This window comes from Providencia sp. PROV208, from assembly GCF_028479465.1.
Taxonomy (GTDB): Bacteria; Pseudomonadota; Gammaproteobacteria; order Enterobacterales; family Enterobacteriaceae; genus Providencia; species Providencia alcalifaciens.
On sequence record NZ_JAMPNS010000004.1, the window covers coordinates 95393 to 111076 of the forward strand.

General features: G+C 42.2%; 13 protein-coding genes. 6 read left to right on the plus strand and 7 right to left on the minus strand.

Annotated elements, in window-relative coordinates:
* Positions 1-37: 37 nt before the first annotated feature.
* Positions 38-772, plus strand: coding sequence for a 3'(2'),5'-bisphosphate nucleotidase CysQ (cysQ, locus tag PR766_RS03810; protein ID WP_154636292.1), 735 nt, complete (start codon positions 38-40; stop codon positions 770-772).
* Positions 773-835: 63 nt separating this feature from the next.
* On the opposite strand, the gene mqo is transcribed toward cysQ, so the two are convergent.
* The 4 genes from mqo to PR766_RS03830 form a co-directional block, all read right to left on the minus strand.
* Positions 836-2329, minus strand: a complete 1494-nt coding sequence (mqo, locus tag PR766_RS03815; protein ID WP_036967668.1) for a malate dehydrogenase (quinone) — start codon at positions 2327-2329, stop codon at positions 836-838.
* Positions 2330-2337: 8 nt separating this feature from the next.
* Entirely contained in the window at positions 2338-2727 is a 390-nt protein-coding gene (locus tag PR766_RS03820; protein WP_006662395.1) for a cupin domain-containing protein, read from the minus strand.
* Between the two features lie 463 nt (positions 2728-3190).
* Complete coding sequence (locus PR766_RS03825) at positions 3191-3784, minus strand: NUDIX domain-containing protein (protein ID WP_006662396.1); 594 nt, start codon at positions 3782-3784, stop codon at positions 3191-3193.
* Between the two features lie 119 nt (positions 3785-3903).
* Positions 3904-4317, minus strand: coding sequence for a YgiW/YdeI family stress tolerance OB fold protein (locus PR766_RS03830; protein ID WP_006662397.1), 414 nt, complete (start codon positions 4315-4317; stop codon positions 3904-3906).
* Positions 4318-4494: 177 nt separating this feature from the next.
* Here PR766_RS03830 and qseB point away from each other — a divergent pair, with 177 nt between their 5' ends.
* Both qseB and qseC read left to right on the plus strand, forming a co-directional pair.
* Complete coding sequence (qseB, locus tag PR766_RS03835; RefSeq protein WP_006662398.1) at positions 4495-5157, plus strand: quorum sensing response regulator transcription factor QseB; 663 nt, start codon at positions 4495-4497, stop codon at positions 5155-5157.
* The gene (gene qseC / locus PR766_RS03840; protein ID WP_154636291.1) at positions 5154-6506 is read left to right on the plus strand and encodes a quorum sensing histidine kinase QseC; all 1353 of its coding nucleotides are present in this window, start codon (positions 5154-5156) and stop codon (positions 6504-6506) included. The genes qseB and qseC overlap by 4 nt, the downstream gene beginning before the upstream one ends.
* A gap of 196 nt (positions 6507-6702) precedes the next feature.
* Here qseC and PR766_RS03845 read toward each other — a convergent pair whose 3' ends face one another.
* On the minus strand, positions 6703-7266 hold the full coding sequence (locus tag PR766_RS03845) for a YtfJ family protein (protein ID WP_006662400.1): 564 nt from the start codon (positions 7264-7266) through the stop codon (positions 6703-6705).
* 288 nt (positions 7267-7554) lie between these two features.
* Here PR766_RS03845 and PR766_RS03850 point away from each other — a divergent pair, with 288 nt between their 5' ends.
* On the plus strand, positions 7555-7761 hold the full coding sequence (locus PR766_RS03850) for a DUF1107 domain-containing protein (protein WP_006662401.1): 207 nt from the start codon (positions 7555-7557) through the stop codon (positions 7759-7761).
* A gap of 116 nt (positions 7762-7877) precedes the next feature.
* Here the strand turns inward: PR766_RS03850 and PR766_RS03855 are convergent, their stop codons facing one another.
* On the minus strand, positions 7878-9242 hold the full coding sequence (locus PR766_RS03855) for a hemolysin family protein (protein ID WP_036977943.1): 1365 nt from the start codon (positions 9240-9242) through the stop codon (positions 7878-7880).
* A gap of 166 nt (positions 9243-9408) precedes the next feature.
* On the minus strand, positions 9409-10038 hold the full coding sequence (gene msrA, locus PR766_RS03860; protein ID WP_154636290.1) for a peptide-methionine (S)-S-oxide reductase MsrA: 630 nt from the start codon (positions 10036-10038) through the stop codon (positions 9409-9411).
* Positions 10039-10171: 133 nt separating this feature from the next.
* On the opposite strand from msrA, the gene tamA reads away from it, so the two are divergent.
* Together tamA and tamB are read left to right on the plus strand one after the other, a co-directional pair.
* Complete coding sequence (tamA, locus tag PR766_RS03865) at positions 10172-11914, plus strand: autotransporter assembly complex protein TamA (RefSeq protein WP_036963253.1); 1743 nt, start codon at positions 10172-10174, stop codon at positions 11912-11914.
* A complete protein-coding gene (tamB, locus tag PR766_RS03870; RefSeq protein ID WP_154636289.1) occupies positions 11911-15681 on the plus strand; it encodes an autotransporter assembly complex protein TamB in 3771 nt (1256 codons plus the stop codon). The genes tamA and tamB overlap by 4 nt, the downstream gene beginning before the upstream one ends.
* Positions 15682-15684: the final 3 nt, after the last annotated feature.

The following is a 15684-nucleotide window of genomic DNA, read 5'->3' on the forward strand; positions in this document are numbered from 1 at the left end:
TTACTCTTGATAACGTCATGTCATAAGGGGAAATAAAATGCGTCAGCAGCTATGTAACCTTGCCCGAGAAGCGGGTGATGCCATCATGAATATCTACAATGGTCATGCACCATTGCAAGTTGAACATAAGCAAGATGATTCTCCCGTAACGGCTGCGGATATTGCCGCTCACCAAATTATCAACGCGGGGCTTTTGCGTTTGACTCCGGATATTCCCCAGCTTTCTGAAGAGGATCCACCGGAATGGTCGGTACGTCGCCACTGGCAACGTTATTGGCTTATTGACCCTCTTGATGGAACAAAAGAGTTTATTAATCGTAATGGCGATTTCACGGTCAATATTGCTTTGATCGAAAAAGGTATTCCTGTCATGGGGGTTGTTTTTGCTCCAGCAAAAGGGCTGATGTATTACGCCGAAAGGGAACAAGCGTGGAAGGAAGAGAATGGACAAGTACAGCGTATTCACGTTAAACCCGCGCTCCCCCCAGTGGTTGTTATCAGTCGTTCTCATCAAGATCCTCAATTGATAGCATACTTATCTCAATTGCCGGAGCACTGTACGGTCGAGATTGGTTCATCACTGAAATTTTGTTTAGTCGCTGAAGGTCGCGCTCAGTTATATCCACGTTTTGGACCGACTAATATCTGGGATACAGCCGCAGGACATGCAGTGGCATTAGGAGCAGGGGCGAGCGTGGTGGATTGGCAGGGAAATACACTGGATTATTCACCGAGAGAGTCTTTTTTGAACCCCGGTTTTGAATGCCGATAAATAACCCGATAATAAAAAGTCGGGCAGTGTAATCTACCCGACTTAATGGAACAAACTTGATACTTAGTTATCTAACTGTAGCACTTTAGCGGTTGCTGCTCGGATATCTAAGCATGCCTTAGCATCCTGTTTTAAATCAATACCATAAGTTGGAATGATGTTCTTCAGGCGTGCTTCCCAGCCATCTGCGGAGAGCTGATCCGCGAAGCAAGTTTTCAAGACATTGAGGGCGATAAAGGCAGCGGTTGATGCGCCAGGTGATGCGCCCATTAATACGGTGAACGATTTATCTGCACTTGTAATCAGCTCAGTACCGAACTCCAATACGCCTTTTTTCACAGGATCTGGCTTAATGATCTGTACGCGCTGACCTGCAACCACTTCTTTCCAATCTTCATGTTGAGCATCAGGGTAGAATTTTTGCAGCATAGCAAATTGGTGTGCAGAGGTTTGCAACACTTGTCCCACTAAATATTCAGCAAGTGACCAATCGTCTTTAGCGATAGCCAGCATTGGCTCGATATTGTCCAGTCGAATGGAATCGAAAAGATCTAAGTAAGAGCCGTGCTTTAAGAACTTGCTAGAGAAACCGGCATAAGGTCCGAACAGTAGTGAGCGCTTTCCACCAATAATACGGGTATCTAAGTGAGGAACCGACATCGGTGGCGAGCCTTTGTCTGCTTTACCGTACACTTTCGCGTGGTGGCGAGCGGCAATTTTTTCATCGTCACAACGCAACCAAATCCCGCTAACAGGGAATCCGCCGTAACCTTTACCTTCAGGAATGCCTGATTTTTGCAGTAGTTCAATAGCACGTCCACCTGCACCGACAAACACGAATTTAGCGGACGTGATGGTTTTTTCGTGAGTGACAAGGTTCTTCACTTCTACGTTCCAGCGCCCATCAGGAGTCTGTTTTACATCAATAACTTCATGTTTATAGTGGAGAGAGAAACCGCTCTGTTCACTCAATTGTGCCATCAGTAAATGGGTTAAGGCGCCGTAATCGACATCTGCCCCTGTGATAACGCGAGTGACTGCAATTTTGTCATTAGGATCACGACCTTCAACGACTAATGGCGCCCACTCATCAATCTGTTTTAGATCATCACTGTATTCCATATTTTGGTAGCAGTGATGGGCAGACATCTGGCGGAAGCGTTGCTGTAGGAATTTAATGTTGTCTGCGCCAGACACAAAGCTCATGTGCGGGCATGGGTGGATAAAGTCCCGTGGATTTTTAATTTTTCCTTTGGTGACTAAGTAGGACCACAGCTGGCGAGACAGGTCAAATTCGGTATTTACTTCAAGGGCTTTGCTGATATCAACCGTTCCGTCAGGATTTGGTGGCGTATAGTTCATTTCACAGTTTGCAGCATGACCTGTACCTGCGTTGTTCCATGGATGAGAGCTTTCTTGTGCACAGTCATTCAGTCTTTCGAATACAGCAAGAGTGAGATTAGGCTCCAACTCTTTAAGAAACGTACCGAGTGTTGCACTCATGATCCCAGCGCCAATTAGCGCGATATCAACATTTTCTGTAATGGGTTTTGTCATGGAAATACCTATTTTTTATTGGGAGTGAAACACAAATCGGTGCCTTCTTGATACACCACATAGGCGCGTCTCCAAGGTTCATCACCAATCAGACGCCATTTATGCCCTGTTCCAGTATTGTCTTGAGCCAGCAAGATATCGCCTGGCTTAATAATAAATGTTGAGCCATCTTTAGTTTCGAACTCTAATGTGCCCGTGAGCGTGATGACATAACGAGGAACGGGGTCTTTGTGCCAGTCCCAAGAGCCGCCCGAAACTGTTTCACGAAACGTGAGCTCATTGACGGCAATGACAGGGCTTTGGTCATCTCCACGAGCGACACCATTAAGCTCAACAGTGCCTTCTTCAAATAGAGAATTACCATCTTCACCTGTCCACATACGAATACAACGGATCATCTTATTTAGCTCCTAATAATATTGCGTAATAACTAAGATAATGTTCAGTGTTTCGATTTTTACCTTAACGAGAAAAAATAGTTAAATTTAGAAAATATGATGTCTTCAAATCTAAAGTTTTTTAATGATAAGGTCAAAGTTAATATTTTTAAGTTGAAGAGTGTTATTGAAAAAACACTATTTTGATTTTTTTTTGATGATTGTTTTTGGATGAGTTGGTTTGATATATTTTTGATTAAAATCAACGCGATAAAAGATAATACTTTTTTGATTAAATAAACTCTATTTTATTCTTTTTATTATCATGTTGTGATGCTCAACAATAGAGAGTGTAATAAATTGTAATGTATAAAAAATAAATGAATAAAATAGAAAAATAAAGGGTAAAGAAGTCATTTAGTGATGTTTATATAGTGCTCTCTAAAATAGTCAGGGTAAAAAGGATATTTTTACCCTTTACGGATTAATTACTTTTTGGGTTTAGAATTCCGCTTAAAGCAAGATGTTGAATAAGCATGATAGTTTTACCATCCATGATCTCCCCATGTTTGATGGCAGCAAGTGCATCAGGAAATGACCATTCCATGACTTCAATATCCTCACCTTCATCAGCCAGCCCACCGCCTTCACTTTGGCGATCTTTATCGCTGTATTGTGCAATATAAAAATGCAGTTTTTCAGTGACTGAACCGGGACTCATAAAAGCTTCAAATACTTTTTCGAGATTATCGATTTTATAGCCAGTTTCTTCTTCTGCTTCAGCAATAATTCTGGCTTCTGGAGATGACCCTTCCAGTAATCCCGCTGCGGCTTCAATAAGTAATTGTTTATATCCGGAAACGTACATCGGCATACGGAATTGGCGGATCAGAATAATGCTATTTTTGGCTTTGTTATATAGCAAGATCACGGCGCCATCACCACGATCATACACTTCACGCTCTTGCTTCTGCCAAGTGCCATCGTGTCGCTGTAGTTCATAGGTATATTTTTTAAGTATATACCAGTTATCTGACAGTAATTTTTCGCTGATATTCCTAACGTGAGGTTGTTTCATAAATAAGTGCAAGCAGAGACAAGGTAAAGATAATCTAGCACTATAAACAGAGAGGGGAAATAGGCATCAAATAGCAAAAAGCCAGCAAGGTTTATTTGCTGGCTTTTTGTGAGGGTAAACTATTTAATGATTTGCAGCTGTTTCACATCAATTTCTTTTGAGTTCCAATCTTTATCAACTTCACCACGAATTTCGATTTTATCCTTCGGTGTTACATTCACACCATTGAAGCGTTTTTGGCTAATTTCGACGGTAATGGTGCCAGTACCATCGGTAAATTCGTAATGTTTTTTATCCAGTTGTTTGACGAGGTTTCCGCGTAAAACAACCCAGCTATTGTCTGATAATTCAAGCGCTTTAGCGACGGTAGTTTCACTTGCATTAGGACCACTAAATCCGCCATCTTGGGTTTTCATGGTGTCGGTGTTGGTGGTGTTGGCAATTTCACCAGGACCTGAAAAACCACCAGTAGCAGCGAAAACAGGGGCAGTAGCAAGTGCAGCGATTAAAGTGATTAAAGGTAATTTTTTCATTTTTGTTTCTCCATGAGTAACCAGAAATTTGGTCTATGGGATGTATTTAACCAAGTAAATCTTAACAGGATCTTAAGAACTCAAATTAATTAAATATATTTTTAATTTGGGCAATCACCACTGGTCATCGTGAATTGAATAAGATAAATATAACAATATTCGATGTGGAGGTTAACTATGCGTATTTTATTAATAGAAGATGATCGACTTATTGGCGATGGATTAAAGGTGGGTTTAACCCAATTGGGATTTACCCTCGATTGGTTTATGGATGGTAAACAAGGTCAGCAAGCTTTGTTTGATGCCCCTTATGATGCCGTAGTACTGGATCTCTCTCTTCCTCATATCGATGGTATGGATATTTTGAAATTTTGGCGTAAGCAAGGGCGCGATGAACCTGTATTGATTTTAACGGCTCGCGATGCGCTTGAACAACGGGTGAATGGACTACAACAGGGAGCAGATGATTATCTGTGTAAGCCTTTTGCATTGGCAGAGGTTGCTGCTCGCTTACAAGCACTGATTCGTCGGCGCAGTGGGCAGCTCTCTCCAACCTTGGTGCATGGCGATGTGGAGATGGACCCTTTAGCGATGACCGTGACTTATCAAGGAAAACCCGTACAGTTAAAGGGTAAAGAACTGGCATTATTGTCTCTGTTTCTACATAACCCGAAAAAGGTACTGTCCCGTAGTGCAATAGAAGAAAAGTTATATAACTGGGATGAGGAAGTATCTAGCAACTCAGTTGAGGTACATATTCACCATTTACGGCGTAAATTAGGCAGCAAATTTATTCAAACAGTTCATGGTATTGGCTATCGACTGGGTGATGAAGAATGAAAACATTCAGTTTAAGACTCAAATTGACGTTAATGTTATTGCTCCTTGCCGTCATGACATGGGGAATTGCGAGCTCTCTTGCGTGGTATCAAACTTATAAAACCATTAACGAATTGTTTGATACTCAACAAATGGTATTTGCAAAACGCTTGTCAGTGCTACCAACGGATATCGATTTACCCCAAGCATCATTGAGTAAAACTAAGCGATTATTACGAAAAAATCGAGGTAGCCAAGATGATGACGCGCTGGCATTTGCGATTTTTACACCAAGTGGAGAGATGGTCCTGAATGATGGAGATAATGGACGCAAAATTGAGTTCCAATTTACTCGTGAAGGATTCAGTGAAGGCACACTGAAAGGTAGTGATGATGAGTGGCGTTTTGTTTGGCTAAAATCTATAGATAATCAATATATTATTGCAGTTGGGCAAGAATGGGAATATCGCCAAAGTATGGCTAACAGTATTATGCTTTCCCAGTTAATTCCGTGGCTGGTGGCATTACCTATTATGTTGATAGTCTTTTTGTGGTTGCTCACTCGAGCATTAAAACCGCTGCGGGATGTAGCAAAACAGTTACGACAAAGAAAGCCGGATGAGCTGAGCCCTGTCATGGTACCGACGATTCCCAGCGAGGCTAAGCCAATCTTGGATTCCCTTAATGGATTATTTGCCAAAATAAACCAAATGTTTGTGCGTGAGCGGCAGTTTACCTCTGATGCTGCCCATGAGTTACGTAGCCCGCTTGCTGCACTGAAAGTACAAACGGAAGTGGTACAAATTGCAGGAAGCGATGAGGCTATTCGTCAGCATGCGGTCGCGAATCTCTCGGAAGGTATTGATCGAGCAACTCGACTGGTCGATCAACTATTGACGTTATCTCGCCTAGAATCGTCTAACCAGTTGGACAATGTGGGGGAGGTGAGCTGGTCAGACTTAATTGAGCAAGCGGTAAAAGAGAGTGAGCGGGAAGCGCAGCAAAATCAGGTGACTTTGGATGTATCGATTATCGAAACACCGCCACCTTTTAAGGGGCAAGCGCTTTTACTGTCCGTATTGCTAAGAAATCTGCTTCATAATGCCATTCGTTATGGTAAGCCATCGGGTAAGGTGGAGATCAACTTATATCGCCATTATTTAGAAGTAAAAGATGATGGTGCTGGGGTATCTTCTGAAGTGCTGGCTCGTTTAGGTGAACGTTTTTATCGACCGCCGGGACAAGAAAAAACAGGCAGTGGTTTAGGCTTATCAATTGTTAAACGTGTGGCTCAGTTGCACCATCTTAATGTGACATTTAATAATGTTACTGAAGGTGGATTCTGTGTAACTATTCATTGGAATGAATAATTTTGTTTGTTTTATGCGTAATACTGCATAGAATTGCCGCGGAATAATCGACTGTTTTTACATCTTATTGGGATGTGATTTTGCGGTAATATCCACTGAAATTTGATCATGATAAACGAAATTTCTGTGCGCAGGCTCATTTTTGCGCACAGAAAAATATCGCATGCCTATGATACACAAAACCTTATCGGTTCACTTATTGTTTTCCTAATTCTGCGACAATTACGCTAATCGCTTTATTAATTTCTTGTGGAGTGAGCGCGCCATCTTTATAAAATAAAACATTACCTTGTTTGTTGAGAATAATAATGGCAGAACTTTCTGGTGCAAGGCTCCATGCATTCTTCACTACGCCATCGCTGTCTATTATGAATTGGGAGTAAGGAAACTCCTTTTTACTGTCTTCTACGCTGTTTTTGACAAAAACACCTGTACCGAACATGGCATCATCAGTATTGATAATGCTGGTGGTTTGATATTTATCATGAGGGAACTTAGCTTGCTTAATAGCTTCAATAAGTGGGGCATTGAGCTCCTTGGCTGATGAGCGCCCAGCGATATGTTGGATAGTGCGGACTTTGCCCGCAAGTTGTTGGCTCTTCCATGGCTGATAATCGAACTTACCTGCGTTATCTAACAGGAGCTCACCTTTATCGGTAACGGTCACGGCAGGGACGGGTTGGTTTAATTGAATGTTAATGGCAAATCCTGTTGAAGATAAACCGAGTAAGCAGGCTAATAAGAACAGTTTTTTGATCATAAAAAGTACCTTTAGAAATCATTGTCGTTGTTGTGTAGGGTGGGGATTTCAGGTGTTGCTAGTTATAGCATAGCTCATCGGATGAGTGGTAAGGCAAAAATTAACAAACTGATAAAATTCAGCATAAAAAGGAGGTTTTGGGTGAATTTAACAGAGTATTGACAATGTCATGTTATGTCAGCATTTTGAATAAAATTGCAATTCTAGAACCAAAAAAAATTTTCTAGTCTATGATTACTGAACGGTATGCAGTGGGATATCGTCAGAACAACATGGAGATTCGTTCTAATGAAAATTTTTAAGCATTATAACCCATCGAAAATTGCTCTTTATGTGAAAACATTATTCAGAGGTAGGCTCTACATTAAGGATTTTGGAGCTTTCGAATTCAATAATGGAAAAATTTTACCACCCAAAGTGAGCGATAAAACCCATTACAATGTAATGAATGAAGTGAACAAGCAAGTGGTGCTATTACGAGCTGAGTTGGGCTAGAAAAGAGATTAGCTAGTTAAGTGTTCGGCTAATAATTTTCAAGCACTGTAGAATAACAACGCCACATTCAGTGGCGTGTTCGTTCTAAAGTAGAAGTAACAAAAACGGCTTGGCGACTAGTGTTTATCTGATGAGTGTGATGTATCGTTAGCCGTTTTATTGTTTTCAGTCCCCGCCTGAATCACAACTGCTGATGGCGTATTTGTAATACGTGTTACTAGCAGTTGGTCAATCTTGTAGTTATCAATATCGACCACTTCAAATTTGTAGCCTGCGTATTTTACAAAATCCGTCCGCTTCGGCATTTTTCTTAAGCGGTACATCATAAAGCCAGCGATGGTTTCATAGTTGCTGAAATCTGGGAATTCGTCGATATCCAAGATACGTTGCACGTCCTCAATCGGCGTACCTCCGTCAACTAACCATGAGTTTTCATCACGGGTAATAATTTGCTCTTCTTGACCTGGACCAATTAAGTCGCCCATCAGGGTGATCATCACGTCATTGATGGTGATAATCCCCATCACTAAGGCGTATTCATTCAAAATGACGGCAAAATCAACGCCACTGGTTTTAAAGGCTTCTAAGGTATCAGACAGTGATAAGGTATCCGGAATCATTAACGTGGTTTGGATATGCACGCCTTCACGTAAACTCAGGCTTTGACCATTCAGTACACGGTTAAGTAGCTCTTTGGAATCTACATAACCAATCACATGGTCAATATCCCCAGCACAAACTAAAAACTTCGAGTGTGGCTGTGTGGAAATTTTATGCTTGATGCTCTCTTCTGATTCATCTTTATCAAAGAAAATAATACTTTCTCGCGGGGTCATCGCGGAAGGCACAGTACGTGACTCAAGCTCAAATACGTTTTCGATCAGCTCGTGTTCTTGCTTACGTAAAACCCCAGCGACGGCACCAGCCTCTACAACAGCAAAGATATCATCAGAGGTAATGTCTTCGTTACGTGCTATCGGTAATTTAAACAGTTTGAAAATTAAGTTAGCTAAGCCGTTAAAGAACCACACGAGTGGGCTTAAAACGACTAGGCAGAAACGCATTGGGTTAACAATACGTATCGCAATTGCTTCTGGCTTCACCATGCCAATGCGTTTTGGTGTTAAGTCAGCGACTAAAATAAATAAGCTGGTAACGATGGTAAATGACAGAATAGATGCAGCTTGCTGTGCCCATACAGGGGATAAGAATTTGATAAATAGCTCTTGCAGCGCAGGAGAGAATGCGGACTCACCAACAATACCGGCTAAAATTGCGACGGCGTTTAAACCAATTTGCACTACGGTAAAAAACATGCCCGGCATTTCTTGGAGTTTGAGAACGCGAGCTGCGTTAACGTTACCTTCATCTGCCATTAATTTTAATTTAATGCGGCGAGAGGCTGCCAATGAAATTTCAGACAGCGAAAAAAATGCGCTAATTGCACATAGTAAAAGAACGATCAGTAAACTGTTTAGCATAAATTATCCAACCCTCTAGGTAGTGAATCGTCACTTATTGAAATCCTAAAGGCAATGTAAGGGTATTCCATTTCAATATTAATTAGCGCCTTAGCGCGGTGGGTATCGCGCTAAGTATAGCACTAGCCTATTTTATCTGGCTATATATTCGTCATTATAAAATTATTTAGGCAGGTAAGCAGACGCCAATCCCTCCCAGCCCACAATAACCATTTGGATTTTTATACAGATATTGCTGGTGGTAATCCTCCGCAAAATAGAATGTATCAAGTGGACGAATTTCTGTTGTGATTGGGCGATGGTCCTGCTTTTCAGCCATAGCGTGTTGATACGCATCACGAGTTTGTACCGCTTGTTGGTACTGTTCATCTGACACCGTATAAATAGCAGAACGATATTGCGTGCCAATATCATTACCTTGACGCATACCTTGTGCCGGATCGTGGTTTTCCCAGAATAGTGCGAGCAATTGTGCAAAACTGATTATTTGCGGATCAAAAACCACTCGTACGACTTCAGTATGCCCTGTTAGTCCAGTACACACCTCTTCATAGGTTGGGTTCAGAGTTACGCCGCCACTATAACCTGCGGATGTGGAGAAAATTCCCGTTTGTTGCCAAAATAATCGCTCCACGCCCCAGAAGCAACCCATTGCAAAATAAGCAATTTCCATATTCTTAGGAATAATCTCAATCGAATGATGGGTCACCGCATGATAAGGTGACACTTCCATTGATGTGTGACGACCAGGCAGTGCCTGAAATTCATTATCGAGCTGAAATTGATTAAAAGTCATAACGATTCCTAAATACACTCAGTATAGAAATAAAGTAAAAATTGGGATAAAAACTTGTATCAGTGGCTTATTTTACTCAAAATAAGTCGTTGCTGAGTAATAAGTCAAATTGTCTATCACCCTAGGAGCAGGCGTGTCGAAATATCTTACCCTTTGTGCAGTATGCCTAACAACGGCGGTACCTGCAGCATTTGCTGCGAACCTACGCCTTAATATTGAAGGGCTTGAAGGGCAACTCAATCAGAATGTCCGTATTCAACTTTCTAATATTTCACAAGATGAAGTGGTTGCAAATGGGCGTTTTCGTGCTCGAGTAGAAAAAGCGATTCGTGAAGGGTTAAAACCGCTGGGTTATTATGATCCTACGGTGGAATTTAGTTATGAAGAAAAAACGCCACCGGCTCGTTCAATATTAACCGCTAAGGTGTTGCCAGGTGAACCCATTCTTCTTCAAGGGGTTAATGTGGTACTCGAAGGTGGGGCGAAAACAGATCCTGATTACGCCAGTATGATTAAAAAAAATACACCTAAATATGGCATCATCCAAAATGATGGTGAGTATGAAGACTTCAAAGGTAAATTTAGCAGCTTAGCTATCCGTAAAGGGTATTTCGATGCCATGATGGAAAAAAGTCAGCTAGGCATTTCTGTTGATCATCATGCCGCGTATTGGGATTTTGATTTTAACAGTGGTGAGCGCTATCGCTTTGGTAAATTAACCTTTGAAGGCTCTCAAATCCGCGAGGATTACCTCAAAAATCTGTCTCCTTTTAAAGAAGGGGAATATTACACTTCTGAACAGCTTGCGGAGTATAACCAACGGTTGGCTTCTACGGGATGGTTTAGCTCTGCAATAGTGACCCCGAATATTCAAAAAGCGCGTGAGGAACACACGGATTTATTACCAATGGAAGGCATCATGAGCCCTAGAGCTCAAAACTTCTTAGAGCTCGGTGGTGGCTATGCGACGGATGTTGGTCCTCGTGTCAAAGCAACATGGAATAAGCCGTGGATTAACTCTCGCGGGCAAAGCCTAACATCGAATATTAGCCTGTCACAGCCAGAACAAGTTATTGATGCTAGCTATAAAATCCCACTCAAAGCGAATCCTCTGGAACAGTATTATGCGGTTCAAGGGGGCTTTAAACGTACGGATTTAAATGATACGCAAGCCAACACCACGACATTGAACGTTTCGCGTAACTGGGATTATTCAAGCGGATGGCAATATGGCGTGAATATGCGCTGGATGCTCAGTAACTTTACTCAAGCCGATGTCACCAATACGACCATGTTGCTGTATCCGGGCGCAAATGTGAGCCGAATTCGCCAGAAAGGCGGCGTAATGCCAACGTGGGGTGATAGTCAACGTTATTCTATTGATTATTCGAATAAAATCTGGGGGTCGGATATCGACTTCCTCGTTTTACAAGCCAAAAATGTGTGGATTCGAACGCCGTGGGAAGGGCATCGATTTATCGTGCGCGGTAATGTGGGTTGGATTGAAACTAACAACTTTGACAAAGTTCCACCTGACTTACGTTTCTTCGCAGGGGGTGACGGTAGTGTTCGCGGTTATGGCTATCAAAAGATTTCTCCAGAAGATAGCAGTGGCAAGTTAACAGGGGCATCCAAGCTAGCCGTCGGTTCCGTTGAATATCAATATAACTTCACCGGAAATTGGTGGGGAGCCACGTTTATCGATAGTGGTGAAGCGGTTGATGATTTTAAAAACAGTGATTTTAAAACGGGTGCAGGTGTTGGTATCCGTTGGGTATCTCCAGTTGGACCGATTAAATTGGATTTAGCTAAGCCTATTGGCGATCCAGATAATAATAAAATTCAGTTTTACATCGGATTGGGGACAGAACTATGAAATGGATGAAATGGCTAAAATGGATTGCAATCACCCTTTTATTATTGTTAGTTCTGGTCGTTAGCGCTCTATATTGGGTATTAGGAACAAAGTCAGGTTTGCATTTTGCATTGAATTCAGCCACGCGTTTTGTGCCTGAGCTCACTATCGGTTCGATTGAGGGTGATATTAATGATTTAACGCTCTCAGGTGTAAAATATCAGATGCCAGGTGTGGATGTGGATGCGAAAAAGATCCACCTAGCATTACGTTTGAAATGCCTGACCAGCCGTGAAGTTTGTATCGATGATTTATCAACAGAAAGTGTGATGGTCAATGTAGATACCAGCCAGTTTCCTCCCTCGGAAGAGACTCCACCATCAGAGCCTTTAACTGAGCTAAACGCACCTTTGACGATTCGTCTTATGCAACTGGCACTGGTTGATACCCATGTTAATGTAGATGGCACCGTTATTGACCTCGACAAGTTCGCGACAGGGATTACATGGCAAAAAAGAGCCATTGAAATCACCCCGACTGATATTATTAATTTAGCAATAAGCCTGCCTCCGAGTGAACCAGCTGCAGAAGTCAAACCTGCTGAACCTGTCGTACCTGAAGGTGAGCAGCAATCACTTGGTGATCAGCTTAAGGCATTATTCTCTAAACCGTTATTAGCGGATCTTCCTGAAATTATCCTGCCTGTTGATTTGAACGTTGAGGGGATCCATGCCTCTAATTTCCAGTTGAAAGGCGATACGGACATTACGATTAACAACCTGAATTTGCAGTTAGAAAACACAGGGCAAAATGTTTTATTGAAACAGCTGAAAGTAAATGCACCTCAAGGGGATGTTGCCGTTTCAGGATCCATTTCACTGCAAGAAAAATGGCCTGTCGCATTGTCTGTGATTGGTGAAAGCCGCTTTGAAGATTTAAATGGGCAAAAAGTCGATTTAATGCTTAAAGGTGGGCTGATGGATGAGCTGATGCTGGCACTGAATCTAAATGGTCCAATTACCGCAACATTAGAAGCTCAAACTGATTTAGCACAAGCTGATTTTCCAATTGAGTTGACCTTAGAAAGTAAAAAATTAACGTGGCCGCTGGTGGGGGAAAGCCAATATAAGCTTGATGATACCCGCCTACGTTTGAATGGTCGTCCTTCCAGTTATGATCTCTCTTTACGTTCAGCCATTACAGGCAAAGATTTACCACCATCGAAACTGTTGTTAGATGCAAAAGGTAATGAAGAGAAAATTGATTTAACACGCCTGCGCTTATCCGCATTGCAAGGTAATGCCGACCTTTCTGGTGTTGCTGATTGGAGTAAAGCCATCAGCTGGAATATGGTACTGACGTTATCGGGTATCAATACAGCAAAACAATATCCAGAATGGCCTGCAAAAGTTGAAGGAAAAGTTGCCACGCGAGGCAGTATGTATGGCGGAAGTTGGCAACTAGAAATTCCTGAAATTACTTTAGATGGTCATGTTAAATCGCATATTTTAAAGGCTCGAGGTAACGCGAAAGGGAATGCGGCTGGGCAATGGGATATTCCAGATTTTAACCTCATGCTGGGTAAAAACAGCGTGAATGTAAAAGGCTCCTTGGCGGATAAATGGAATCTCGATGCCAAGATAAATGCGCCAGCACTCAATGGTTTGCTACCTGGATTAGGCGGTGTAATCATTGGGGATCTGAAACTTCGCGGTGATTTACAGGCGCCACAAGCACTTGCAGATTTAACGGCTCGCAATGTGAGATGGCAAGATCTCACCGTGGAGACCACAACGATTAAAGGTAATGTCGCAACAGGAGACCAAATTAAGGGTGACTTGTCTGTAATAGTTCGTGGATTGCATCAAGGGGATCTCGCGATTAGCAATCTGACACTCGATGCCAAAGGTAGCGAAAAACAGCACACCTTAAAATTGAATGTAACGGGAAAACCGGTTTCAGGGCAGCTTGCTCTTGCGGGTAGCTTCGATCGCCAGACTGAGGTTTGGAAAGGTAATTTAAGTAACACTTTGTTTGATACTGAAGTTGGAGAATGGCGTCTTAATCAAGCAATGTCCTTGAATTACAACAACACCACGCAAGAAGTGTTGATTGGTAGCCATTGCTGGGTAAATCCAAATGCGCGCTTGTGTGTACCTAAGCCTGTTAAGGCCGGTAAAAGCGGTAGCGCAGATATTGTATTAGAGCGTTTTGATCTTGCGATGATCAAACCTTTCATGCCTAGTGATACACGGGCTACAGGCGTATTTACTGGGCGAGCGAACGCAGTTTGGAAAGCAGATGGTAGCCTGCCACAGGTGAAAGTCGACCTGAATGGTGATGGCGTCAAAGTCGTGCAGTTTGTTGATGGTGCGCGTTTACCTATTGAGTTTGATACGCTGACATTAAATGCTGGTCTTAAAAATGGTAGAGCGGATCTGAATTGGTTATTGAAGATTGCTAACAATGGGCAATTCAAAGGAAATGTACAAATTTCTGACCTAGAAAGAAAGCGTCTCCTTTCCGGTAATATCGAAATCAATGCCATTACGTTGGGCTTAATCAAACCACTGCTGGGTGAAAAAGACATTGCAAATGGGAATTTGAATGCAAATTTACGCGTAGGTGGCTCGGCTTATAATCCATTAATGAACGGTAATGTCACGTTATCTGGCCTAGAAATTAAATCTGGTTTGATTCCGTTTGATATTCAAAATAGCCAACTAGCGATTAACTTTAATGGCACCAGTTCGGTGATGGTCGGTCAGATTAAGACCCCAGAAGGTTACCTCAATATTGATGGTGATGCCGATTGGCGAAATATCGATGCGTGGCGAGCAAAAATATTGGCAAGAGGGAACAATTTACGTGTTTCTCTGCCACCGATGATCAAAATTGATGTGCAACCTGATCTCATTTTAGAGGCTTCACCGAAGTTGCTAACATTAAATGGGAGTGTGACCATTCCATGGGCACGAATTACTGTACAAGAACTGCCTGAGTCAGCAGTTAGCGCTTCTTCTGATGTCGTCATGTTAGATGATCAATTAAAGCCAATTAACCCGAAACAGCCCTCGATCCCAATCCAAACGAATTTAAATATTAATATTGGTCATGATGTGCGTCTGGATGCGTTCGGTTTGAAAGCTCAGCTAACAGGCTTATTAAAAGTTGTTCAGAATAAGCAGGGGTTAAGCTTAAACGGTCAAGTGGATATTCCTTCTGGGCGTTTCCGTGCTTATGGGCAAGATTTGATTGTGCGTAAAGGGCAAATTCAGTTCTCTGGACCTGCGGATCAGCCATTCTTAAACTTAGAAGCAATTCGTAACCCAGATAATACAGCCGATGATGTTATCGCTGGAGTCAAAGTTACAGGACTTGCCGATAAGCCGAAAGTTGAGATATTCTCTGAGCCCGCAAAAACACAGCAAGAAGCACTTTCCTATCTGTTAAGAGGAGAAGGGCTTGATAGTGGGGATGCGAATGGGTCACAAATGACTTCAATGTTGATCGGGTTGGGCGTTGCTCAAAGTGGTCAATTAGTGGGTAAAATTGGTGAAACATTTGGCGTGTCAGATTTAGCAGTTGATACGCAAGGCGTAGGTGATAGCTCGCAAGTGGTTGTGAGTGGGAAAATTACGAACGACTTGCAAGTTAAGTATGGAGTTGGCATATTTGATTCTCTAGCGACGCTCACTTTACGCTATAGAGTCATGCCGAAACTGTATTTAGAAGCAATTTCTGGCGTTAATCAGGCTTTAGACCTGCTTTACCAATTCGAGTTTTAATAT